The following is a 22,735-nucleotide window of genomic DNA, read 5'->3' on the forward strand; positions in this document are numbered from 1 at the left end:
GGAGGAGCGAATGGAGCCGAAAATAGGTGTCTATATCTGCCACTGCGGAGCCAATATCGCCGCCACAGTTGATGTCGAGAAAGTAACTGAGTCCGCCAAAAGCTTACCATCGGTATTTGTGGCCAGAGATTACAAATTCGTGTGCTCGGACCCAGGACAAGAGCTGATAAAGAATGACATCAAAGAACTGGGACTTAACCGCATTGTGGTGGCCTCATGTTCACCAAGATTGCATGAACAAACTTTCAGACGAACATTAGCCAGTGCCGGTCTGAATCCATACCTTTTCGAGATGGCAAATATCCGTGAGCACTGCTCCTGGGTACATGAGGACGGTGGAAGAGCAACTGAGAAAGCCAAGGCGCTTGTCAGCGCTGCAGTAAGGCGAGTTGCTCACCACATACCACTGGAAACTAAAGAAGTTCCGTTTAATCCTAACACGTTGGTAGTCGGCGGAGGCATTGCTGGTATACAGGCAGCGCTGGAGATCGCCGACTCGGGCCATAAAGTCTATCTGGTAGAGCGGGAACCTTCGATCGGCGGCCACATGGCTCAACTCGATAAAACCTTTCCCACCTTAGACTGTTCCGCCTGAATACTCACACCTAAGATGGCCTCGGTGAGGTCACACGAAAACATCGAGATGATGACTTATAGCGAAGTCATGGAAGTTTCAGGCTATGTGGGTAACTTCAAGGTCAAGATTAGAAAGAAGCCACGCTACATAGACGAAAGCAAATGCACCGGCTGTGGCACCTGCCAGGATAAATGCCCCATGAAAGCAGACAGCGAATTCGATTTTGGGATTGGCACAAGAAAGGTAATATATACACCATTCCCGCAGGCGGTACCAAATATCCCGATAATTGACCGAGAGCGTTGCACCTATTTCCTCAAAGGCAAGTGTAGAGCCTGCGAGAAATTTTGCGAGGCCAAGGCAATTGACTTCGAGCAGACAGAGAAGATAATCGACCTGGATGTGGGCTCGATCATCGTTGCTACAGGCTTCGATTCCTTTGATCCCTCCCCAATGTCTCAATTCGGTTATGGACGATACGATGACGTTATCACCGGCTTCCAGTTCGAGAGAATGAGCAGTGCTTCGGGACCCACCGGAGGTAAGATATTGCTCAAAGACGGCTCAGAGCCACGAAGCATAGCCATACTGCACTGCATTGGCAGCCGCGACCTCAACTATCACGAATATTGCTCTCGTGTCTGCTGCATGTATTCGCTCAAGTTCGCTCACCTAATTAGGGAAAAAATCCACGACGCCGAAATCTATGACCTTTACATTGACCTCCGCTGCTTCGGCAAAGGCTACGAGGAATTCTACAACCGCCTTCAGGAGGAGGGGGTCAACTTCATCAGGGGCCGTGCTGGAGAGGTTACCGATGTAGCCGAAACTCCCGAAGAAAAGGGAAGACTCGTGGTTCTCTGTGAAGACACCTTAATCGGTCGGCAACGGCGCCTTCCCGTTGACATGGTAATTCTGAGCAATGCCTTGGAGCCTCGTTCTGATGCCAAAGAGGTAGCCAAGCTCTTTTCTATCAGCCGAAGCAGAGATGGCTTCTTCCTGGAGAAGCATCCCAAGCTTGACCCCGTGGCCACAACAACAGATGGCGTTTTCGTCACCGGTTGCTGTCAGGGACCAAAAGACATTCCCGACACCGTAGCCCAGGCCTCAGCCGCCGCCGCCCGTGTCATGGCCATGATATGCAAAGGCAGTGTTGAGATTGAGGCAGCTACTGCGGTTATCGAAGAGGAGTTCTGTTCCGGATGCAAGACTTGCATTTCGCTCTGCCCTTATAATGCGATTTCCTTCAACGAGGATAAGAAAGTATCTATTATCAACGAAGCTCTATGCAAAGGTTGCGGCACCTGTACTGCCGCCTGCCCCAGCGGAGCTATCACCAGCCGACATTTCACCGTTAAGCAGATTATGGCACAGCTGGAAGGAGTGATGATATGAGCTACGAGCCAAAGATAGTCGGATTCTTATGCAATTGGTGCTCTTATGCAGCCGCCGATTTGGCAGGCACCTCCCGGAAAAAATATGCGCCTAATGTACGCGTAATCCGAGTTATGTGCAGCGGTCGTGTCGAGCCCACCTTTATCCTCAAAGCTTTCCAGTTGGGTGCAGACGGTGTGCTCGTATGCGGCTGACATCCCGGCGAATGTCATTACCTGGAAGGTAATGTAAAGGAAGCCCGCAGGATACCCTTGCTCAAGAAAATGCTAGGTCAACTCGGCATCGAAGAGGAGCGGCTTAGGCTGGACTGGGTCTCAGCCTCAGAAGGCGACCGCTTTGCTTCCATTGTCGATGATATGACTGATCAAATAAGAAAGCTTGGCCCTTTTAGCCAAAATGGCTGACGTTTCTTTCTAGCCCAACGGTTTTTAGTTTCAAATAGTATCCTCCTTTTAGCCTGAGGCTCTAGCCTCAACTAGTTTGGCATCGTTTCGCTCAGAATAACAAAGGGCCAAAGCCAAACCGTTTCCTTTTAAAAAAACTTGCGTAAAACTACCTAAAAAACTTGCCTGAAACAGGCAAAATCCCCGTGTTTCCGCTTGCAAGGAATTCCCAATATGTTGTATCATATTGCGATTTCCAAACTCGAGAGAAAGGAAGGATTCGTTATGGAAGCAGTAGTACCCTTGAAAGAAACCACCGATATCATTTTAGAGGAGGGGGGCAACCCCCTTGAATTATGTTATCAATGTGGTCTATGCACCGGCGTCTGTCCCTGGAACATGGTAAGAGACTTCACTCTGCGCAAGTTGATTCATAAGACGCAGATGGGCCTGATTGATTTCGAAGATGAAGACCTGTGGAGATGCACCAACTGCTACGCTTGCGTCAAGCGGTGTCCTCGTGGTGTGGAAGTGCCACACATCATGAGGGCTATGCGCAGAGTCATTATGGAGGTGGGCGCAGGCAAAGCCCCCGAATCGTTCCGTATTACAGTTAAAAACATCGCCAGTGTGGGCAACCCGCTCGGCGAACCACCAGAGAAGCGAATAGATTGGGCAAAATTCCTTGGGGTTAAGACCTTCACTAAAGGAACCGAGTATCTATACTTCCCCTGCTGTTACCAGGCCTACGACCTCGCTATCCAGAGAGTGCTCCGGGCAGCAGTCTATATCATGAACAAAGCCAATGTAGACTTCGGTATCTCAGATAGCAGGGTAGTCTGCTGCGGCGAAAGTGTACGCAACGGAGGTGCCCAAAGCTTATGGAATAACTTGGCTCAGACTAATATTAAGACCTTTGCCGAACTTGGGGTTAAAAAGATTGTGGTCACCTCCCCACACTGCTATCTTGCTTTCAAGAATGACTACCCCGAGCTCGGAGGCAATTTCGAGGTAATTCATATTATGCAATTATTGGCCGAGCTGATTAAGGACGGAAAATTGAAGTTCACAAAACCAGTGAACAAAAAGGTTACTTTGCATGACACCTGCTGTGTCGGACGCAGAGAGGGCATGTATGATGAACCCAGGTTGGTTCTAAACAGTATCCCCGGCCTGGAACTGGTCGAGATGAGGGATTCTCGTGAGTATTCCCTATGTTGTGGCGGTGGTTGTATGGGAAGAATCTGGATGGAAACCAAAAAGGGAGAGAGGTTTTCTGACATCAGACTGGAGCAAGCTCTCGAGACGGGAGCCAACACCTTAGCCATCTACTGCCCTTACTGCATGCTCAATTTCGATGATACTGTACTGGTCATGGACAAGGCTGGCGAAATCGAAATCAAAGATGTTTTAGAGCTGGCCTCAGAGGCATTGGAATAATCAAAAGGAGGAAAGAATGGCGAAACCCAAGATAGGTGTATATGTTTGCCACTGCGGGTCTAATATCGCCGGTACCATTGATGTACCGCAGGTAGTCGAGTTTGCTAAGGGGCTGCCGGCGGTAGCAATTGCCCGCGAATACAAATTTATGTGTTCTGACCCGGGACAGAGCATGATTAAGGATGACATTAATAACTTAAAGCTTAACCGGGTAGTGGTTGCCTCCTGTTCTCCACTACTGCACGAGCAAACCTTCCGCCGCGCAGTTCAAGAGGCCGGAATCAATCCCTATCTCTTCGAGATGGCAAATATCAGAGAACACTGCTCCTGGACCACCGAAGACCACGGAGAAGCCACCGAGAAAGCCAAAGCCCTGGTAAGCGCTGCAGTAAAACGCGTCTATTATCATCAGCCTTTAGAGACAAGAGAGGTTCCGGTCAATCCAAATACCTTAATTGTTGGTGGCGGCATCGCCGGGATTCAGGCTGCATTAGAAATCGCCGATGCCGGGCACAAAGTTTATCTGGTCGAGAAAGACCCGAGCATCGGTGGACACATGATTCAATTCGACAAAACCTTCCCCACCCTGGACTGCTCTGCCTGCATCCTCACCCCCAAGATGACCTCAGCAGGCTCTCATCATAACATCGAATTAATGACCCACAGTGAAGTCAAGGAAATCGCCGGTTTTATCGGCAACTTCAAAGCCAAGATTCGTAAAAAAGCTAGATTTGTTGATGAGTCCAAATGCAATGGCTGCGGTGTGTGCATGGAAAAATGTCCATGGAAAGCAGATAGCGAGTTTGACCTCGGATTAAGCCAGCGAAAAGCTATCTACACCCCATTCCCACAAGCAGTACCTAATATCCCCGTGATAGACAAGGAGAGCTGTGCCTATTTCCTCAAAGGCAAATGCCGTGCCTGCGAAAAGTTCTGCGAGAGAGAAGCCATTGACTTCGAGCAGCAGGATAAAATTGTCGAGATAGATGTAGGCAACATAATCATAGCCACCGGCTATGACCCGTTCGACCCCACCCCCATCATCAAGTACGGTTATGGTAAATTTCCTAACGTTGTCACCGGCCTCGAATTCGAGAGAATCTGTAATTCCGTAGGACCTACCGGTGGCAAAATCGTTCTTAAAGACGGTTCTGAGCCAAAGAGCATAGCTATCATCCACTGTGTCGGCAGCCGCGATGAAAATTACCATGAATACTGTTCTCGCGTCTGCTGTATGTATGCCCTCAAATACTCCCACCTTATAAAAGAAAAAACAAAAGCCGATGTCTATCAGATGTATATAGATATGCGCTGCTTTGGCAAGGGATACGAGGAATTCTATAAGCGACTATCTAAAGAAGGGGTTACTTTCATACGAGGCAAGCCAGCCGAGGTTAGTGATAGGGCAATGAGTGAAGAGGAGAAAGGAAAACTGATTGTCGTCGGCGAGGACAGTTTACTTGGAACCATTGTCAGAGTCCCGGTCGACATGGTTATCCTGTGCATAGCACTAGAAGCCCGTGCTGATGCCAAGAACGTTGCCCAGTTGTTCAGTATAAGCCAAGGGGCCGATGGCTTCTTTATAGAGAGACATCCCAAACTTGACCCGGTAGCAACTATGACTGAGGGTGTCTTTATCGCCGGCTGCTGCCAGAGTCCTAAAGACATACCTGACACCGTAGCCCAGGCCTCAGCCGCAGCTACTCGCGTCTTGGCCTTGATAAGCAAGGGGAAAGTTGAGCTAGAGGCAGCCGTCGCAGTAATTGATGAAGAGAAATGCTCTGGCTGCCGAATCTGCAATCTACTCTGTCCCTACAACGCTATTGACTTTATTGAAAAAGACGAGGTATCTCGAATTAACGAAGCTCTGTGTAAGGGTTGCGGTACTTGCGTCGCCGCCTGTCCTAGCGCAGCTATAACACATAAGCATTTTACCACTGAAGAAATTATGGCAGAAATCGAGGGGGTATTAGTATGAACAACTTCGAACCAAAAATCGTCGGCTTCTGTTGTAACTGGTGCTCCTACCGGGGAGCCGATTTAGCTGGCACTGCCAGAATGAAATGCTCTCCTAATGTCCGCATCATCAGAGTGATGTGCAGCGGCCGGGTGGAACCAACATTTGTTGCCAAAGCTTTCGAACTGGGAGCGGATGGCGTTCTGGTTTTAGGTTGCCATCCTGGTGATTGCCACTATGTCGAGGGCAACTATAAGACAATGCGGCGCATGCCATTGCTCAAGAAAATGCTAGGGCAGCTCGGCATTGAAGACGAGCGGGTGCGGCTCGACTGGGTATCAGCTTCCGAAGGGGACCGCTTCGTCTCAATAGTTGACGATATGACCACAAAGGTTAGAGCCTTAGGGCCCTTCAAAAAGAACTCCAAGGAGGCAAAACATGGCTAAGCTCAAAATTGCGCTCTACTGGGCAGCTAGTTGCGGTGGCTGTGAAATCGCTCAACTCCAGATTGGCGATAAAATCCTCAAGCTGGCCGAGGTTGCCGATATCGTTTTCTGGCCAGTTGCTATCGACGCCAAGTATAAAGACGTCGAAGCTATGCCAGAAAAGAGCATAGATGTCTGCCTGTTTAACGGAGGCATCAGGAATTCCGAACAGGAACACCTAGCAAAAATGCTGCGCGAAAAATCCAAAGTGATGATTGCCTATGGCGCTTGTGCTTCTGAAGGTGGCATTCCCGGACTAGCGAATCTGTTCAACCGGGAACTGATTTTCCAGAGGGTCTACCTTGAAACACCGTCGACAGATAATAAAGACAAAGTATTCCCCCAGCCGAAATACAAGGTGCCTGAAGGTGAACTTAACATACCCGAGTTCTACGACACAGTCAGGACCCTCGCTCAGACAGTGGATGTAGACTATACCATCCCCGGTTGCCCACCAGAAGCCAGGACAACTTGGCTGGCTTTGGAAGCCTTGATTGAAGGTAAATTGCCTCCAAAAGGGACGGTGATCACTCACAATGCCAAAGCAGTATGCGATGATTGCCCTCGGAAGAGGGATGTGAAAAAGGTCAAGAAATTCTACAGAACTTTCGAAATCATACCGGAACCGGAAATCTGCTTGCTTGAGCAGGGCCTCCTGTGTGCCGGCATCGCCACCCGTGGTGGCTGTGAGGCTCCCTGCCCACAGGCCAATATGCCGTGCACCGGCTGCTATGGACCAGTGGACGGAGTGATCGACCAAGGGGCACATTTTTTGAGCGGAGTGTCTTCAGTGATTGACTCCAATGACCCAACCGAAATCGACAAAATCATTGCCGGTATTCATGACCCGGTGGGCATCTTCTATCGCTACAGCTTAGCTGATTCGCTACTAAGGAGGGCAAGAATAAAATGAAGAAAATAACCATAGACCCTATAACCAGGCTTGAAGGCCATGGCAAAATAGAGATATTTCTCAACGACGCTGGAGAGGTGGAAAATACCTACTTCCAGGTCCCGGAACTCAGAGGCTTTGAGAAGTTCTCTGAAGGGCGGCTGGCTGAGGACATGCCTCAGATAACCCAGAGAATCTGTGGCGTCTGTCCTGAAGCTCACCACATGGCATCAGCAAAATGTCTGGATGACCTGTTCCATGTTGACCCACCAAGCCCAGCCAAGAAGCTTCGCGAACTCTTTTATAGCTCCTTCTATGTCACTGACCACACCACCCATTTCTACATCCTGGCTGGTCCCGACTTCGTCATGGGACCAGAGGCTCCTGTGGCCGAGCGCAACATCCTGGGAGTTATCGCCAAAGTCGGCCTGGAACTAGGTGGAGCCGTGATTAATACACGAATGAAAAATCACCACATCATCCACATGCTCGGCGGTAGAGCCGTGCATCCTGTCTTCGGCCTGCCCGGTGGTGTCAGCAAGGGGCTTAATGAGGAGGAGAGAAAGGAAGTCGAGCAAATAGCCAAGGACTCCGTTGAATTTGCCAAATTATCCCTCAAAGTATTTGATGATATTGTCCTCAAGAACAAAGAGTACCTGGATATGGTCCTCAGTGACGCCTATACTCACCGCACCTACTACATGGGTCTGGTCGACGAAAAGAACAGAGTAAACTTCTATGATGGCAAAGTTAGAGTGGTTGACCCTGACGGCAAGGAATTTGTTAAATATGCACCCCGAGAATATCTCGACCATATCGCTGAACATGTAGAACCGTGGACTTATGTCAAGATGCCCTACCTCAAGAAGATCGGCTGGAAAGGGTTTGTCGACGGCAAGGACAGCGGCGTTTTCCGGTCAACTCCTCTTTCCCGACTCAATGCCGCCAATGGTATGGCAACTCCTCTGGCCCAGGCAGAGTACGAGAGATTCTACTCCACACTGGGCGGCAAGCCGGTCCATCAGACGTTGGCGACTCACTGGGCTCGACTTGTCGAGCTTCTATATGCTGCCGAAAGATTGCTTGAGCTCAGCAAAGACCCTGAGATTACCAGCCCCAACATCCGCACTATCCCCACAGCCACCCCAGATGAAGGCGTTGGCATAGTGGAAGCTCCCAGAGGCACCCTAACACATCATTATATTACTGATGAGAAAGGGATTATCAAGAAAGCGAACTTGATTGTGGCTACAGTCAATAATGCAGCGCCTATTAACATGTCCATCAAAAAAGCAGCCATGGCTCTCATAAAGCCCGGCAAGAAGATAACTGAAGGGCTGCTTAACCGCATTGAGATGGCCTGGCGCCCCTATGACCCCTGCTGGGGATGTGCCACCCACACTTTTCCGGGTCAGACGCCAATGGAGGTAACTATCTACAACAGCCAGGGAGAGGTAGTAGAAAGGTTAAGCCGTTAACCTCTGTGTATAGCAATTTAAAGAATAAGTGCATTTACATAAGTGGATGGGAAAACGAAGACACTAATATTGGGGATGGGCAATTCACTCCTCAGCGACGATGGAGTGGGCCTCTACGTTGCTGCTGAACTTAGAAAAAAACTGAATCAACCAGACATAACCGTTATGGAGACCGGCGTGGCCGGTCTCAGTCTTTTAGACCTGCTGGTTGGCTATGACAGAGCCATCATCATTGATGCCATTCAAACAATAGGCGGAAAAGCGGGGCAGATTTACCGCCTCGACCCAAAAGCGTTTGATACCGCCCTACACACGGCATCAGCTCACGGTATTGACTTTACTACCGCCCTTGAATTTGGTAAAAAATTCGGCCTTGCCCTACCACAGCAAATCGTCATCTTCGCCATCGAGGCTTTGGACATAAGCACATTCAGCGAAGAGTGCACACCCGAGATTAAACAGGCAATTCCCGCCTGTGTCGAAATGGTCCTCCAAGAACTAAAAATGGGGTGACAGCTTCTCAGCCATCACCCCATTTTCAAAAAGGAGGAAAAATTATCACCACTTTTCTTGAGATAATCTGGAGGTAAGCCAGGTACGCAAAGGTTCATCTAACATACCAACCCTGGATTCCAGCCAGCGGACGTCCCCGCTCTCCAGTGCAGCTTTTGCTTCCGGTGTTAGATTATAAGCCTTGAGAGCCTGATTAGGATTGTCCGCCAGTTTAGCCAAGAACTTAGTGTCATCTCTAGCTCTAGCTAACACCGATATGAGGGCATTAGTCTCCGCATCCAGATAGGCTGCTTGCTGAGGCTGCAATTGTGGCTTAGAAAACATACCTGCAAGCCAGGGCCTAGCAGCTACTGCTTCAGCAGCACGTTCCTTGCGAAGGTATATTAGCCAATATATACTACCTACAAACGTGCCGCCGACGATATTGCCCAGAGTAACTGGAAACAGATTACCGATAAGGCCAGCGACATTGAGATTAGCCACCTGGCTTGCAGTCACGCCAGCTACTTCAAGGACTTTGGCCTGTCCCGCCATAGCTATGCCCATTGGAATGAAGTACATGTTAGCTATGCTATGTTCAAAACCACAAGCCACAAATGCAGTTATAGGAAAAAGGATGGCGAATACCTTATCAATGGTGGAGCGAGCACCAAAACAAAGCCAGACAGCTAGACAGACAAGCGTATTGCACAGAATTCCACGAGCAAAAGCCGTCCAAAAAGCCAAGTTGACTTTGGCATTAGCTATTGATAAGGCATTGACACCCACTTTAAAACCATCCAGTGCCCAAAACTGACTATAAAAGACTACAAGCACTAAGAGCAGTGACCCAACAAGATTGGCGAAATAAACTATGCCCCAGTTTTTAAACAATTGAGACAGCCTTATCTTGCCACTGGCTCGACCAGCTACCATAAGCGCATTACCAGTGAACAGCTCGGCTCCAGCTAACACCACGAGAATAAGTCCTAGGCAGAACACAACTCCGCCGAGCAGCTTGGTCAGGCCAAAACCAACCTGGATATCAGTAGTAACCAGAGTGCAGAACATGGCTCCCAAACCAATAAAGAACCCCGCCAATATTCCTAGCAGCGAGATAGACCAGATATTGCCATTAGCTTTGGTTACTCCCACACCTTCCATTTTTACCGCCATCTCCGCCGGCGGTCTACAGTCAGTAGTGGCACAGATTTTCAGCTCTTCCAAGGCAGTCTGTAAGCGAGACACCTCCATAGTTGGAAGCTTCCCCACCTCCAGTCTTTGTATTTCCTTACCTGATGACTTTAAGTCTGCCATGATTCCATTCCTCCCCCTACCATTTCTCCTGAGACATTCGGTACCACAACCAGGTTGACAGACGCTTGTCCAGTTTCCCCACCCAACTCTCAATCTTCTGGATATCACCACTAGCTAGAGCTGCTTTCTCTTCCTGTGTCAATGTGTAATACTCCTTAAGTGCTTCGTGAGGATTATCTGCCAGACGGGACATGAATTCAGGCTCGTCGGCTGCTCTGGCCAGCACAGACAATACTGCCCACCTTCCGGTCAAGCCCTCTTTTGGGACAACTGTAGGTGCACTAATAAGTCTGTCAAGTGCTTCGGGGGTAGTTTCTTCGGTCTTTCTATGAACTTCCTTAGCCATTTTGACACCTCCTTCTTTATTTTGGTTTCCACCCTAAATGTAGCAACTATCAAAGTATCTCTCATCGGTCTTCAGCTCTAATTGCGATAGGGCTTTAGGTATGTACAAAAGTATCATGTTGGCCGAACAAGCAGTGCTGCTATTTGGAATCCTACGGATGCTCAAAACAAGTGTGCTTTGGCCATTAGTACTAGTTCTTTTAGGCTCCGCAATTGACACTGGGTTGACTTTATTTTAGAATGCAAGCCAAATAAAGAGGGGGGTGGACGGTGACAAACGCGGCGTGTTCGGCTATTACGTCAAGGGGGCAAGGCACAGGCTCGGGGTCAACTGCTTTGAAGGAATTGTCTGTCACCGCCCACTCGGTACCCTCCTCTATTAAGGCATCACACCTACAAGTTGAATTAAGTTAATGCCACCGAGTTTAACAATTAATTCCAGATTACCTTGCTCATATTTATTTGTTAATAGCAACTCCCTGGTTTCCAAGGTATTACAACTAGTCCAAACAGCTAAAATATGTCTCTAACAATTTATTTGGAAATCAGGCCGATAGGGAACACCCACCTTCCGAACTTGTCATTCAACACCACGGCTGCTGATCCATAGGCTGCTGCAGCACCACAGCACAGTCCTTCTATTCCTGCTACCACTGCTGGCAGAATACCAAAAAACACGGCTGCAAGCAGGAAGAACAGTATCGTCAAAGTGGCGAACACGAAGATGTGCATCACTGACATTCTAAAGGTGCCTATGGTCATATAACCGGTGAATATACCCCAGCATATGAACAACCAGGCAAGTCCGGAGCTCTCCATCTCTACTACACCAGTCCACTGCAACAGGAAGTAAAAACTCAGTCCTAGCCAGAACAAACCATATGAAGTGAATGCAGTCAGACCAAAGGTGTCACCACGACGAGCGTCTATTATGCCGGCAATAACCTGAGCCACACCCCCCCAGAAAAATCCGTATACCAGTGGCAGGGTACCTTCAATCAAACCGAGATTGTGTATCTGTAACAAAATAGTATTCAGGCCAAATCCAGCTAACCCTAAGGCACCTGGATTAGCCCACTTAACATCATTTTGAGTCATTACCTTTGCCATAAAAGTACCTCCTTTCTTAGAATTATCTTATATTGGTCGGAACCAGATACAGATTGGTCCGACCAGAAAAGACTCTAGATTCTCTCCTTAACCAGTATATCAACCACCGAGGGGTCAGCCAGAGTAGTGGTATCACCCAATTGCTCTACGTCACCAGCAGCAATCTTGGTCAATATTCTCCTCATAATCTTGCCGCTCCTGGTCTTGGGCAAAGCATCAGCAAATTGAATCTTGTCTGGTGTAGCTATGGGGCCAATCTCTTTGCGAACATGGGCTACCAGTTCTTTCTTAAGCTCTTCGGACTTTACCACGCTAGCTTTTAGAGTAACAAAAGCATATATGCCTTGCCCTTTTATCTCATGGGGCATGCCAACAACTGCAGATTCTGCCACCTTATCATGAGACACCAGAGCACTTTCGACCTCGGCCGTGCCTATGCGATGACCTGACACATTAATAACATCATCTATACGACCCATTAACCAGTAGAACCCGTCTTCGTCTACCCTAGCTCCGTCTCCTGTTGTATACACGCCAGGGAACCGAACAAAGTAAGTGTTCTTGAACCTCTCAGGGTCACCATAGACCCGCCGCATCAGACCCGGCCAAGGTTTTTTAATCACCAAGTAACCGCCCTCATTCACATCAGCAACGGAACCATCCTCCCTAAGCACGGCTGGCTCAACCCCAGGAAATGGTAACGTCGCTGACCCTGGCTTAAGTGGAGTAGAACCGGGTAAAGGAGTGATTAATACTCCGCCTGTTTCTGTTTGCCACCAGGTATCTACAATCGGACACTTACCTTTACCTATTACATTGTAGTACCAAATCCAAGCCTCGGGATTTATAGGTTCGCCCACTGTTCCTAAGAGACGCAAGGAGGTCAAATCATGCTTTTCAGGCCACTCATCTCCCTCCCTCATTATGGCCCGTAGAGCAGTGGGGGCAGTGTAGAAAATACTGACTTGGTACTTTTCGACAATGTCCCAGAACCTATCAGGATGGGGATAGTTTGGTACCCCTTCAAACATAAGGACCGTTGCTCCGTAAGACAAGGGGCCATAAACGATATATGAGTGCCCAGTCACCCAACCAATGTCGGCTGTGCACCAGAAAGTGTCTTCTTCCTTCATGTCAAAAATCCACTTAAAGGTCTGATAGCAGTACAATAGGTAACCTGCCTGAGTATGGAGAACGCCTTTCGGTTTCCCGGTGCTACCACTGGTGTACAAGATAAACAGAGGGTCTTCAGCATCCATAACCTCAGGCTCACAGTGTGCTTTAACGCCATCAGCAGCCATCTCGTTATCCCACCAATAGTCACGCCCTTCTTTCATGGCTACTTCAATATTAGCCCTCTTGACCACTATTACATCTTTTACGTCAGGGCAGGCCGCAAGGGCTTCATCAGCATTGTCTTTACTCCGGATAATCTTACCGCCACGATAGTAACCATCTACACAAATGAGTACCGTAGACCCGCAGTCCAGCATCCTATCCTTCAAGGCGTCAGCGCTAAAACCACCAAACACAACACTATGAATAGCACCGATCCTGGTACAGGCCAACATAGCAATCGGTAATTCGACAATCATAGGTAGATAAATAGATACCCTATCTCCCTTTTTAACGCCATGTTTTTTGAGCACATTAGCAAATTTGCACACCTCTTGATACAGCTGTTGATAGGTGAGTATCTTGCTGTCACCAATGTCACCTTCCCAAATCAGTGCTGCCTTATTTCTTCTCCATGTCCTAACATGCCTGTCCAAGCAATTTTGACAAACATTGAGTTTGCCGCCCACAAACCATTCGTGCTTGCCCTCTTTGAAATCATCAACAAGCACCTTATCCCATTTCTTGTACCAATCCAGCTGCTCTGCCATCTCTCCCCAGAATCCCTCGGGGTCGTTAATGGACCATTGATAGACGTCTTTATACTCGACCAGATTCCTTATGTAAGCCTTTTCACTGACTTCCCTTGGAGGATTAAAAACTCTTTTCTCCCCCATCATTGAGGTGATTGTTTTAATATCTGCCATTGCTAAACTCCTTTCTAGACTTGGGCATTTTCAATTACCTGATCTACACCTGAGAAGTGACACCCAATAACTGAGCATATGCCTGGCGCAGTCTAGTTGCTACCACACGTGCAATCCCCCTGGAGACTCTGCAGCCTATCTCAGGCTTGGTGATGCACAAAGCGGATAACTCTTGCCCATCAAAGGTCAACACCTTTGTACTCTCTAAAGCTTTTACCGTAGCCGTGCAAATATATGGGTCGAGCATAGCTGACCAACCGAATGCCTCGTAATCAGTTACCGCTTGAACCTGGCGTTGGGCAAGTGGCCCAACTTCCAGAATAATCCCTACCGTGCCGTTTTCAATCACGTAGAGTTTTTGCTCCTTGCAACCCTGCTTGCAGATAATCGACCCAGCACCAAATTCTTCATGGTCGCACATTTTTTCCACTTCGCGAAGCTGCTTATCATCCAAAGTCCTGAACATTTCGCATTTTCTCAACACATCAAACTTCTTCATTTGTTCAACCTCCTAATTTCTATTTGCCTTTGCCGCAAGACACCAATTGCTCCTCAGCTGCTACCACAGCTATGTACTTTACCCTCAGCCACGGCAGCCGGAATCAGTCATAGACCTAGCTCCTGTGCGGTCAGAGCGCAACCTGAATACCCTCTGAGCGACACTGTAAAGACCACGCAAGCTCGAAAACAGAAAAAATGCTGTAAGACACAGGGCAATAGAAATCACAAAACCTACAACTGCAATAAAGTGCAAATTCATTGTTTCCATCTCCTTTACCACTTCTCCTGTGACAGTCTATACAACAGCCAGGTTGACAAACGCCTGTCTAGCTTGCCCACCCAACTCTCAATTTTCTGTATATCACCGCTGGCTAAAGCCGCTTTTTCTTCCTGAGTCAATGTGTAGTATTCCTTAAGGGCTACGTGAGGGTCATCTGCCAAGCGGGACATGAACTCAGGTTCATCAGCTGCCCGGACAAGCACAGATAGTATCGCCCATCTCCCAGCCAAGCCATCCTTCGGAACAACGGTAGGCGCTTTGATCAGCTCCTCCATTGCTTCGGTAGTTTCTTCGGTCTTCCCACGAACCATCTTATCCATTCCTGTCACTCCATTGGCTTTTGACTCGCTTTTCTGCTTTTACTGTAGCAATTAGCAATTGGGCTATCATCGGTCTTTAGCCCTAATTTCGATAGTACTTTGGCCTATGCCTCAACCAAGGCATTCGAAGCGTCTGACCATGTGATTATTGTTTCTTTCGGTTGATATACCTTATAATTGATATCAAACTGGCCGTGGGTTATAGAAAATGAAGACGAAGACCAGAATTTTAATCGCCGATGACCATCCACTGCTGCGCGAAGCACTGTGCCAAGTATTTTCCAATCAAAAAGACATGGAGATAGTTGGCCAAGCAAATAATGGTGAGGAGGCTATCAACCTAACTTCCCAATTGAAGCCAGATATTCTAGTTATGGATATTATGATGCCAAAGTTCGATGGTCTTGAAGCTAGCCGACAGATTAAGAAAATTGCTCCCAATACTGCCATATTAATTCTCACTGCCTACGATGACGACAATTATGTTCTTGGATTACTAGAGGCTGGAGCAACTGGTTACTTGATGAAGAGTGCTCGAGGACAAGACCTGGTAGAAGCCGTGCGAGCTATAAGAGCCGGCGAATCAGTACTTCACCCTAAAATCATTGAGAAGCTGCTCAAGCAAGCCATGGCTAAACCAGCAGAAACTGTAGACCGCAAAATAAAGGACCTTCTGAGCGACCGGGAGATGGAAATGCTGAAGCTGTTGGCTACCGGAATGAGCAACAAAGAGATAGCCGACAAACTATGTCTCAGCCTACGTACTGTCAAGGCTCACATGTCCAATATTTTCACCAAGATGAATGTCGCTTCGCGAAGTGAAGCTCTCGTTGAGGCCCTTAGAACAGGACTTCTTACCTTAAAAGATATCAAACAAGAAGCTACTCCAGAAGATTAGAATAGGCTAATGCTTGAATTAGTATCCGTACGCATAAATAGATGAGGAGAAACATTCGCAGCAATGTCAGATAGATGGCGAATTTTCCACATCTGTTTGCTAACCCTCTTTTTCTTAGTTCTAACTCTATCTCATTACCACGAGCTTCTGGCCGGGATACCTATAGTAGGCGAGGTATCTATTACTTCGTCCCTTGGTTTATCAAGGCATGTCATAGAGCGATTCATTTACATCGTACTCGTAATCTATGCTGGCTGGTCACTGGGAATAATGTTCGGCATTGCTACATTGTTGGCCTCTGCTATCGCTATGCTACCTTGGGCACTATTTATATCCACTAATCCCATAGACGCCATAACCGAGAGCATCGCTGCGCTTATTATCAGTGGCTTAAGCATTTCCCTAATTCAAATGCACCGCGGATGGTATCGGCAAAAACAAAGGCTGCGTGGAATCAAAGTGGCCTTAAGAACATCCCAACAAAACTACGAGGAGCTTTTTACTAATGCCAGTGATGCCATCTGGGTTCATGACCTTAACGGCAAGATAATTATGGCCAATAAAGCCTGCGAAACAGTCAGTGGCTATTCCCCAGATGACGCAATAGGCAAAAATGTTTCCGAATTTATGTCCCCCGATGCGCTCAGTATAGCCAGAGGAATCAAAATTAAGCTCATGAAGGGCCAAGCCATAGACCAGCGCTACGACCAAAGATTAATCAAAAAAGATGACTCAGAAGCTATTGTAGAATTGTTTACCCGTCTAATCAGAGATGATGACGGCAAGCCCATCGCCTTTCAGAATATCGCTCGTGATGTGACTGAGGAAAGAAGACTGCGGGACAATCTCCGATTTCAAATTCACAAAACTCTCATGGCACAGGAAGAAGAGCGAAAACGCATTGCTCGGGAACTCCATGATGATATTGCCCAATCTATATTGTTATTGTCACGCCAACTGGATATCCTTATATCCGGAGGTGCCCAGAATAGGCTGCCAAAAGCTTCAGTAGGCGAGCTAGAGTATATACAAAACATAGCCAACGAGACCTACAAAGGTCTGCAGCGCTACGCACGTGACCTGAGACCAAGCATTTTGGACCAGATGGGACTAGTGGCAGCATTGAATTGGCTGGCTGAGGAACTTAGTAAAGAACTGGGGACCAAAACTACGGTGAAAGCGGATAAATTGCCCCTACTCGCCTCAGAAACAGAGCTAGCCATGTTTCGCATTGCGCAAGAGGCATTGAACAACGTTCGGAAGCATGCTCAAGCTTCCGAGGTCAACATTACAGTGAAAACTGATTCGAACAATATAAAGATGGCTATCACAGACAACGGCAAGGGCTTCTCGACACCCAGATTGACCGGGGATCTGGCAAGAGAGGGAAAACTCGGCGTCTTGGGCATGGAAGAGCGAGCACGTCTTATCGGAGGTGAGTTACACATAAAATCCGGGCCAGGCAAAGGTACAACTGTAATCGCCAAAGCACCTATTTAAATTTGATAAAGAGGTTCATCATGCCATATTCTGAAACGCAGTTTCTTTTGCTTATATCACCTTAATTTGTACCACCTCTGGTAAAATCAGGACAAGAAATGAGATTGCCAAACACTCCGCAAGCTAAACTAATTATTGACCAGGCTCTAGCCGAAGACCTCAGTTGGGGAGATGTGACTACAGAGGCATTGGTACCCGAAACACAGCAGGGCAAGGCATCGATAATAGCCAAAGCAAGAGGAATCATAGCTGGAACCGATATAGCCAGACAGGTTTTTCTTAAAGTTGACCCGAAATTAAAGATAAATATTCTTATCAAGGACGGTACTGAAGTTAAGCCCAGCGATGTGATAGCCAGAATAGAAGGCAAAACATCAAACATATTGAAAGCCGAGCGGGTCGCCCTAAACTTCCTGCAACGTCTCAGCGGAATTGCCTCAGAAACAGCCCGTTATGTCGAAGCCGTAAAGGGGCTGCCTGTTAACATCACCGATACTAGGAAGACTACACCGGGATTAAGAACATTGGAAAAGTACGCTGTGCAAATCGGCGGCGGTAAAAACCATCGCATGCATCTAGGAGACGGCATTCTTATTAAGGACAACCACTTGGCAGCACTCCGTAACCAAGGGCTGAGCATAGAGGAAATTATAGCCAGAGCCCGCCAAAATGCTCCTCCGAAGCTGAAAATCGAGGTTGAAGTCAAAACTCAAAAGGAAGCTGTCGAAGCTGCTGCAGCCGGAGCCGATGTTATAATGCTTGATAATATGGAACTTGAAGATATGCGTCAGGCTGTACAACTAATCAAAGGCCGTGCCCTAATCGAAGCTTCCGGAGGCATTAATCTGGAAAGAGTTAGAGCCGTTGCTGAAACCGGCGTTGACCTTATATCAATAGGAGCCCTCACTCACTCTCCGAAAGTCTTAGATATCAGCCTGGAATTAGATTAAATCCTAGTTGGCGCCAGACCATGTCCCTTGAGCAAAGGAATATCACCCAAAATCGCTTCGGTGTCACCATCAGCAACTACTTTTCCTTCATCCATCACCATAGTCCGATGGCACAGAGCACTTACCAATTCCAGGTCATGAGTGGCGATGATTTTGGTCATAGGAAGCTGCTTCAGCAAAGCAATCAAAGACCATTTGCTTCGCGGGTCGAGGTTGCTAGTAGGTTCATCAATAACCAGAACCTCAGGGTCTAAGGACAAAACAGTGGCAATGGCAATACGTTTTTTCTCGCCAAAGCTAAGATGATGAGGTGAACGCTGTTCATAACCACACATTCCAACCCACTCCAGAGCTCGAATCACACGCTGTCCAACTTCGGCCTCGGAGTAATCCATGTTTATAGGGCCAAAGGCAACATCATCAAAGACGCTCAATGAGAAAAGCTGGTCCTCAGGATCCTGAAATACCAGGCCAACTCTTTTCCTTATTTCTTTCAAATTATTATCCTCCATAGCTAAGCCGCAAATCTTCACAGAGCTATTGCCACGGAGGATTCCATTTAGATGAAGTAAAAGCGTTGATTTCCCAGCTCCATTGGGGCCAATCACCGCCACATTCTCACCAGGACAGACGACAAAGTCAACATTTTTCAATCCCTTATGTCCATCAGGATAATTAAAGGAAAGGTTTTTGATTTCTATGACTTTATCCATAGCCTACCAAATCTACCACGAGATAATAAATGGGAAAATGAGCATAAGACAAAAGATGGCGCTAAAATAAGCATCAGCCGGTCTGAGGCTCAAATTTTGCAGCGTGCGAATCTGGCCATCAAAACCTCTGGACAACATAGCGGCATAAATCCTTTCGCCCCGCTCATAGCTCCTGATAAACAAGGTTCCGACCATGCTACCGATGGCCTTCAGTTGATGCAGCCGTTTGCCACCGAAATTTCTACTATCGCGCGCTTGCTGCATCCGCATCACCTCATCCGCCAAAACAAAAATGTAGCGATACATGAAAGAAAGTATCAATATCATCACAAGAGGCATACCTAATTGCCTCAAGCCTTTTAACAAGTCGGCAAGCCTTGTTGTCGATGGCAGCAAAATCAGAGCTAAAATACAGAGCCAGGCTTTTACCACCACATTCGCCAGAATAAACAAGCCATTGTAAGTTACTGAGACGTGCCATAGCCAGATATTATAGCTGCCAGCTATCTCCCCTTCTTTAAAAAAGGGGATAAAGACAGCGATCAGCAAAACGAAGGGGAAAATAACCAGAGATCTTTTAAGAACGTAAAGCGGCGGTAACTTGGAAAGGATTAGCAAAGCAACTATGATACAGAAGTAGAAAGCAAAAACTCGCCAGTTGCTTGCCGGTGTCAACACCACGGTCAGTATAAAAGCCAGGTTGGCAATGAGCTTAGTCCGCGGGTCAAGCCTGTGGATAAAGCTGTCCAGGTCACTATATTCGTCAATAAAGCTATGCTTCACCTTTTGCCCTCAATAATCTGGCTAATCCATAACCGATGCCGAAAAGGATAAGAGTACCCACTATGCCAGCCAGAATTGTAGCTAAAGCTTCATTCGTCACACAGGGTATCACATAGTCAGGCAAAATTTTGAAGAAAGGTTCAAGAGCTGCACCAATAAAGCCCTTATCCTCAGCCACCCTTTCTAAACCATCTGGCGACGAAGAAGCCAAGGGAGACGATATCGCCAGCAACAAAGCTAAAATCAGAGCTCCATACCACCATTTGAATTTCATCTCTGATTTCACTCCCATCAAGCCTTCTGTAGTTCCAACAGGTCAGCCCTAGTAGCTAACACCAAAGAGAGCACTGCTGCAGTTATCAAACCCTCACCAATACCAATGATAGCATGCATACCTGCCATCGCCGGCAAGGCTATACCCAAGGGCACGGTACCCGATATCGCCAACTCAACCGCACAAGCACCCGATGCAATTACCACTGTAAACCAGGCAGCCACACCACTGCCGACCATCATGCCTAATTTGCGCTTACGGAAAAGCGGAGCAATACCTCTATAGAGATAATACCCTATAAAGCAAGGAACAACACCCATATTGGCAACATTAGCCCCTAAAGCGAGAAGTCCACCATCCTGAAAAATCAAGCTTTGCACAATGAGCACACAGGCCATTATAAGCACCCCCGCCCAAGGACCTAAAAGGATAGCAGCTAAAGCAGCTCCGATAAGATGCCCAGAAGTACCCCCAGCCACAGGGAAATTCAACATCTGGGCAGCAAAGATAAAAGCCGCCAGCACTCCCATCAGAGGTATTTGCTTCTCACCCATCTTTTTGTTCGTCGCCTTTACCGCATAAGCAACACTGCCAGCAGCCATGGCAATTCCAGCCGCTGCTACCGGCGTACTAATAAAGCCATCTGGAATATGCATCGAAATCCCCCTAAACAAACACATTCAATTAAATGCAACTGCAACTAATTTCACCAAGCACCAAAAATAAAAATCATCCTAGCTACCTTGACACCTCGAACACAGACCAAAAACAGCCATATGTTTCAAATCAGCCTTAAACTGATACATATCGGTCAAAGTATTTTCCAAATGAGTCAGTGCCGACTCAGGCAAATCAATTAGTCTGCCGCACTTCTGGCACACAAGATGATGATGATGCCCTTTCTCCGCAGGATGGAAACGAACACACCCGTCTCCCAAGGCTATCTCTGTAACCAGCCCGAGTTCCTTCAACAAATCTAATGTCCGGTAAACCGTAGAAATATTGGCATAAGGATACCTGGCTTTAACCTGAGCATAAATCTCCTCAGCGCTAACATGCTTGTCAGCGCTATGCAACGCTTCGACCACCATCATCCGCTGCGGCGTCAGCCTATAGCCCATCCCTTTAAGCGCCTGACCACAACTCATATCTATAAAGTATAGCAACGGAAGATGAAAAATGCAAACAGTTGCATTAGCAACTAATTGAAACTCATGAAAGCTTGTCCTTGCTATTCAATGATATAGTAACCGGACCATCGTTATATATTTCCACCAGCATGTGTTGCTGAAATCTCCCCGTCTCCACTTTCAGCCCGGTATCGCGTACTCGGCCAATAAGAAAGTTAATCAAAGCTTCGGCCTGCTCCGGCGGTGCTGCTTCTTCAAAACTAGGTCGACGTCCCTTCCGCGTATCAGCCAAGAGGGTAAACTGGCTGATAATCAAAACTTCGCCTTTAGTTTCCAGCACCGAAAGATTGAACTTGCTTGCTTCGTCAGCAAAAACACGAAGGCTGGTCATCTTTTCAGCTAGATAAGCAGCGTCTCTCTCCGTGTCTCCCCGAGCTACACCAACGAGGACAACTAAACCCCGACCTATTTCTCCAACGACCTCACCATTCACACTTACAGATGCCTTGGTGACCCGCTGCACTAACGCCTTCAAAACGTCTCCAATCTCTTAACGAACTAGTAAAAGCCTACCTCGATATTTTACGAAAGCAGTCCGCCTAAGACAAATTGACACCTAAAATTTGATAGAGTACAATGGTTTTTGCATAAGACACTGAGGACCAAGCATGATAGAGATAGAGATGACGATTCACAGCATTCGGGTGAGCCCGATGAATTATGATCACGCAGTAATCCTGCTAAAAGAGAAGGCGTCAGACCGCTACCTGCCTATCTGGATCGGCCTAGCAGAGGCAAACGCTATATCAATAAAATTGCAGAATGTTGATTTAGCACGACCAATGACCCACGATCTTCTTAAAAATGCAATCTTCGCGCTGGAATCCACATCAGGAACCGTAGTAAGTAAAATTGTTGTAAATGACCTCCGTGCTGACACTTTCTATGCCCAGATTATTTTTGAAACTACCAATGGACCGAACCCGATCAGCGTAAAGCACCTCCCTGAAGGTAGTTCGCGTCGAGGACATGATAACGAACCATGGATATCTCTCACCTGGCAGGGAAAAGAGCACAAACTTAAAATAGCCAATGAGTTGCACGAATCAGGTGACAGATTCATCGAGGCGGTGAATGATGACGGCCTGATGTTTGTACTTCGCTTTGACAAAACAATTGAACGGTGGCTTCTTACCAAAATAAAGCTTGATTCCCGTCCCAGCGATGCAATCGCTTTAGCAGTAAGAGTAGCAGTACCTATATATGTTGAGGAAGCAGTCTTGGACAAGGCTGGCATCATGCTCGACCTAGAAACAGGCAAACCCATACCCATAGATAGAAGTGCTGATAAGCCAGGCGGTAAGGGTAAGGTTGACGAGCAAGAACTGAAGAAACTGTCAGCTTTCTACGATTTCATTAATACCCTTAACTTGGATGACATAGGGAAGCATAAATCATAAACAGACACACATA

Annotated in this window: 23 protein-coding genes and 2 pseudogenes; 13 read left to right on the top strand and 12 right to left on the bottom strand. The window is 47.4% G+C overall.

The annotated features are described in order from the left end of the window. Positions 1–10: 10 nt before the first annotated feature. From FJ023_05880 to FJ023_05915, 8 genes and pseudogenes are all read left to right on the top strand, one after another. Entirely contained in the window at positions 11–1,972 is a 1,962-nt protein-coding gene (locus FJ023_05880) for a CoB--CoM heterodisulfide reductase iron-sulfur subunit A family protein (GenBank protein MBM4446867.1), read from the top strand. Then, positions 1,969–2,376 (top strand): annotated as a pseudogene (locus FJ023_05885) (hydrogenase iron-sulfur subunit). The gene FJ023_05880 and the pseudogene FJ023_05885 overlap by 4 nt, the downstream one beginning before the upstream one ends. Before the next feature lie 264 nt (positions 2,377–2,640). Next, a complete protein-coding gene (locus tag FJ023_05890; GenBank protein ID MBM4446868.1) occupies positions 2,641–3,795 on the top strand; it encodes a (Fe-S)-binding protein in 1,155 nt (384 codons plus the stop codon). Positions 3,796–3,811: 16 nt separating this feature from the next. Then, a complete protein-coding gene (locus FJ023_05895; GenBank protein MBM4446869.1) occupies positions 3,812–5,773 on the top strand; it encodes a CoB--CoM heterodisulfide reductase iron-sulfur subunit A family protein in 1,962 nt (653 codons plus the stop codon). Continuing rightward, the gene (locus FJ023_05900) at positions 5,770–6,198 is read left to right on the top strand and encodes a hydrogenase iron-sulfur subunit (protein MBM4446870.1); all 429 of its coding nucleotides are present in this window, start codon (positions 5,770–5,772) and stop codon (positions 6,196–6,198) included. Before FJ023_05895 ends, FJ023_05900 begins: the two co-directional genes overlap by 4 nt. Further along, the gene (locus tag FJ023_05905; GenBank protein ID MBM4446871.1) at positions 6,191–7,150 is read left to right on the top strand and encodes an oxidoreductase; all 960 of its coding nucleotides are present in this window, start codon (positions 6,191–6,193) and stop codon (positions 7,148–7,150) included. Before FJ023_05900 ends, FJ023_05905 begins: the two co-directional genes overlap by 8 nt. Continuing rightward, positions 7,147–8,607, top strand: coding sequence for a Ni/Fe hydrogenase subunit alpha (locus tag FJ023_05910; GenBank protein MBM4446872.1), 1,461 nt, complete (start codon positions 7,147–7,149; stop codon positions 8,605–8,607). Before FJ023_05905 ends, FJ023_05910 begins: the two co-directional genes overlap by 4 nt. A gap of 42 nt (positions 8,608–8,649) precedes the next feature. Beyond that, positions 8,650–9,120, top strand: a complete 471-nt coding sequence (locus FJ023_05915; GenBank protein ID MBM4446873.1) for a hydrogenase maturation protease — start codon at positions 8,650–8,652, stop codon at positions 9,118–9,120. Between the two features lie 45 nt (positions 9,121–9,165). On the opposite strand, the gene FJ023_05920 is transcribed toward FJ023_05915, so the two are convergent. The 6 genes from FJ023_05920 to FJ023_05945 all read right to left on the bottom strand — a co-directional run bounded on the left by FJ023_05920 (position 9,166) and on the right by FJ023_05945 (position 15,014). Continuing rightward, positions 9,166–10,353 (bottom strand): hypothetical protein, encoded by a 1,188-nt coding sequence (locus tag FJ023_05920; protein ID MBM4446874.1) that lies wholly within the window; start codon positions 10,351–10,353, stop codon positions 9,166–9,168. 79 nt (positions 10,354–10,432) lie between these two features. Further along, positions 10,433–10,762, bottom strand: a complete 330-nt coding sequence (locus FJ023_05925) for a hypothetical protein (protein MBM4446875.1) — start codon at positions 10,760–10,762, stop codon at positions 10,433–10,435. A 533-nt stretch (positions 10,763–11,295) separates the two neighbouring features. After that, on the bottom strand, positions 11,296–11,871 hold the full coding sequence (locus FJ023_05930) for a hypothetical protein (protein ID MBM4446876.1): 576 nt from the start codon (positions 11,869–11,871) through the stop codon (positions 11,296–11,298). Positions 11,872–11,945: 74 nt separating this feature from the next. Continuing rightward, on the bottom strand, positions 11,946–13,913 hold the full coding sequence (gene acs / locus FJ023_05935) for an acetate--CoA ligase (GenBank protein MBM4446877.1): 1,968 nt from the start codon (positions 13,911–13,913) through the stop codon (positions 11,946–11,948). A gap of 43 nt (positions 13,914–13,956) precedes the next feature. Further along, positions 13,957–14,412, bottom strand: a complete 456-nt coding sequence (locus FJ023_05940) for a cyclic nucleotide-binding domain-containing protein (protein ID MBM4446878.1) — start codon at positions 14,410–14,412, stop codon at positions 13,957–13,959. A gap of 275 nt (positions 14,413–14,687) precedes the next feature. Further along, a complete protein-coding gene (locus FJ023_05945; protein ID MBM4446879.1) occupies positions 14,688–15,014 on the bottom strand; it encodes a hypothetical protein in 327 nt (108 codons plus the stop codon). Positions 15,015–15,222: 208 nt separating this feature from the next. On the opposite strand from FJ023_05945, the gene FJ023_05950 reads away from it, so the two are divergent. The 3 genes from FJ023_05950 (at position 15,223) to nadC (ending at position 18,362) form a co-directional block, all read left to right on the top strand. After that, positions 15,223–15,912, top strand: a complete 690-nt coding sequence (locus tag FJ023_05950; GenBank protein ID MBM4446880.1) for a response regulator transcription factor — start codon at positions 15,223–15,225, stop codon at positions 15,910–15,912. 63 nt (positions 15,913–15,975) lie between these two features. Beyond that, on the top strand, positions 15,976–17,412 hold the full coding sequence (locus tag FJ023_05955) for a PAS domain S-box protein (protein MBM4446881.1): 1,437 nt from the start codon (positions 15,976–15,978) through the stop codon (positions 17,410–17,412). 98 nt (positions 17,413–17,510) lie between these two features. Then, positions 17,511–18,362, top strand: coding sequence for a carboxylating nicotinate-nucleotide diphosphorylase (gene nadC, locus FJ023_05960; GenBank protein MBM4446882.1), 852 nt, complete (start codon positions 17,511–17,513; stop codon positions 18,360–18,362). Here the strand turns inward: nadC and FJ023_05965 are convergent. From FJ023_05965 to FJ023_05990, 6 genes are all read right to left on the bottom strand, one after another. Further along, on the bottom strand, positions 18,359–19,075 hold the full coding sequence (locus tag FJ023_05965) for an ABC transporter ATP-binding protein (protein ID MBM4446883.1): 717 nt from the start codon (positions 19,073–19,075) through the stop codon (positions 18,359–18,361). The two genes, nadC and FJ023_05965, sit on opposite strands and share 4 nt — an antisense overlap. A 12-nt stretch (positions 19,076–19,087) precedes the next feature. Beyond that, a complete protein-coding gene (gene cbiQ, locus FJ023_05970) occupies positions 19,088–19,858 on the bottom strand; it encodes a cobalt ECF transporter T component CbiQ (protein MBM4446884.1) in 771 nt (256 codons plus the stop codon). After that, complete coding sequence (locus FJ023_05975; GenBank protein MBM4446885.1) at positions 19,848–20,132, bottom strand: hypothetical protein; 285 nt, start codon at positions 20,130–20,132, stop codon at positions 19,848–19,850. The genes cbiQ and FJ023_05975 overlap by 11 nt, the downstream gene beginning before the upstream one ends. A 17-nt stretch (positions 20,133–20,149) precedes the next feature. After that, entirely contained in the window at positions 20,150–20,812 is a 663-nt protein-coding gene (locus FJ023_05980) for a cobalamin biosynthesis protein CbiM (GenBank protein MBM4446886.1), read from the bottom strand. 54 nt (positions 20,813–20,866) lie between these two features. Beyond that, positions 20,867–21,280, bottom strand: a complete 414-nt coding sequence (locus FJ023_05985; GenBank protein ID MBM4446887.1) for a transcriptional repressor — start codon at positions 21,278–21,280, stop codon at positions 20,867–20,869. A 64-nt stretch (positions 21,281–21,344) separates the two neighbouring features. Then, a complete protein-coding gene (locus FJ023_05990) occupies positions 21,345–21,797 on the bottom strand; it encodes a D-tyrosyl-tRNA(Tyr) deacylase (protein ID MBM4446888.1) in 453 nt (150 codons plus the stop codon). Between the two features lie 133 nt (positions 21,798–21,930). On the opposite strand from FJ023_05990, the pseudogene FJ023_05995 reads away from it, so the two are divergent. Together FJ023_05995 and FJ023_06000 are read left to right on the top strand one after the other, a co-directional pair. Further along, positions 21,931–22,227, top strand: a pseudogene (locus FJ023_05995) (bifunctional nuclease family protein). Positions 22,228–22,410: 183 nt separating this feature from the next. Continuing rightward, the gene (locus FJ023_06000) at positions 22,411–22,722 is read left to right on the top strand and encodes a bifunctional nuclease family protein (GenBank protein ID MBM4446889.1); all 312 of its coding nucleotides are present in this window, start codon (positions 22,411–22,413) and stop codon (positions 22,720–22,722) included. The last annotated feature ends 13 nt before the right edge of the window (positions 22,723–22,735 follow it).

The sequence above is a fragment of the Chloroflexota bacterium genome (assembly GCA_016875875.1).
Classification (GTDB): domain Bacteria; phylum Chloroflexota; class Dehalococcoidia; order GIF9; family UBA5629; genus 9FT-COMBO-48-23.

Excerpts from the sequence above, each read along its gene's own strand:
- FJ023_05890 (MBM4446868.1), top strand. The coding sequence starts at position 2,641 with ATGGAAGCAGTAGTACCCTTGAAAGAAACCACCGATATCATTTTAGAG.
- FJ023_05895 (MBM4446869.1), top strand. The coding sequence starts at position 3,812 with ATGGCGAAACCCAAGATAGGTGTATATGTTTGCCACTGCGGGTCTAAT.
- FJ023_05900 (MBM4446870.1), top strand. The coding sequence starts at position 5,770 with ATGAACAACTTCGAACCAAAAATCGTCGGCTTCTGTTGTAACTGGTGC.
- FJ023_05905 (MBM4446871.1), top strand. The coding sequence starts at position 6,191 with ATGGCTAAGCTCAAAATTGCGCTCTACTGGGCAGCTAGTTGCGGTGGC.
- FJ023_05910 (MBM4446872.1), top strand. The coding sequence starts at position 7,147 with ATGAAGAAAATAACCATAGACCCTATAACCAGGCTTGAAGGCCATGGC.
- FJ023_05920 (MBM4446874.1), bottom strand. The coding sequence starts at position 10,353 with ATGGAGGTGTCTCGCTTACAGACTGCCTTGGAAGAGCTGAAAATCTGT.
- FJ023_05925 (MBM4446875.1), bottom strand. The coding sequence starts at position 10,762 with ATGGCTAAGGAAGTTCATAGAAAGACCGAAGAAACTACCCCCGAAGCA.
- FJ023_05930 (MBM4446876.1), bottom strand. The coding sequence starts at position 11,871 with ATGGCAAAGGTAATGACTCAAAATGATGTTAAGTGGGCTAATCCAGGT.
- acs (MBM4446877.1), bottom strand. The coding sequence starts at position 13,913 with ATGGCAGATATTAAAACAATCACCTCAATGATGGGGGAGAAAAGAGTT.
- FJ023_05940 (MBM4446878.1), bottom strand. The coding sequence starts at position 14,412 with ATGAAGAAGTTTGATGTGTTGAGAAAATGCGAAATGTTCAGGACTTTG.
- FJ023_05945 (MBM4446879.1), bottom strand. The coding sequence starts at position 15,014 with ATGGATAAGATGGTTCGTGGGAAGACCGAAGAAACTACCGAAGCAATG.
- FJ023_05950 (MBM4446880.1), top strand. The coding sequence starts at position 15,223 with ATGAAGACGAAGACCAGAATTTTAATCGCCGATGACCATCCACTGCTG.
- FJ023_05955 (MBM4446881.1), top strand. The coding sequence starts at position 15,976 with ATGTCAGATAGATGGCGAATTTTCCACATCTGTTTGCTAACCCTCTTT.
- nadC (MBM4446882.1), top strand. The coding sequence starts at position 17,511 with ATGAGATTGCCAAACACTCCGCAAGCTAAACTAATTATTGACCAGGCT.
- FJ023_05965 (MBM4446883.1), bottom strand. The coding sequence starts at position 19,075 with ATGGATAAAGTCATAGAAATCAAAAACCTTTCCTTTAATTATCCTGAT.
- FJ023_05975 (MBM4446885.1), bottom strand. The coding sequence starts at position 20,132 with ATGAAATTCAAATGGTGGTATGGAGCTCTGATTTTAGCTTTGTTGCTG.
- FJ023_05980 (MBM4446886.1), bottom strand. The coding sequence starts at position 20,812 with ATGTGTTTGTTTAGGGGGATTTCGATGCATATTCCAGATGGCTTTATT.
- FJ023_05985 (MBM4446887.1), bottom strand. The coding sequence starts at position 21,280 with ATGAGTTGTGGTCAGGCGCTTAAAGGGATGGGCTATAGGCTGACGCCG.
- FJ023_06000 (MBM4446889.1), top strand. The coding sequence starts at position 22,411 with ATGTTTGTACTTCGCTTTGACAAAACAATTGAACGGTGGCTTCTTACC.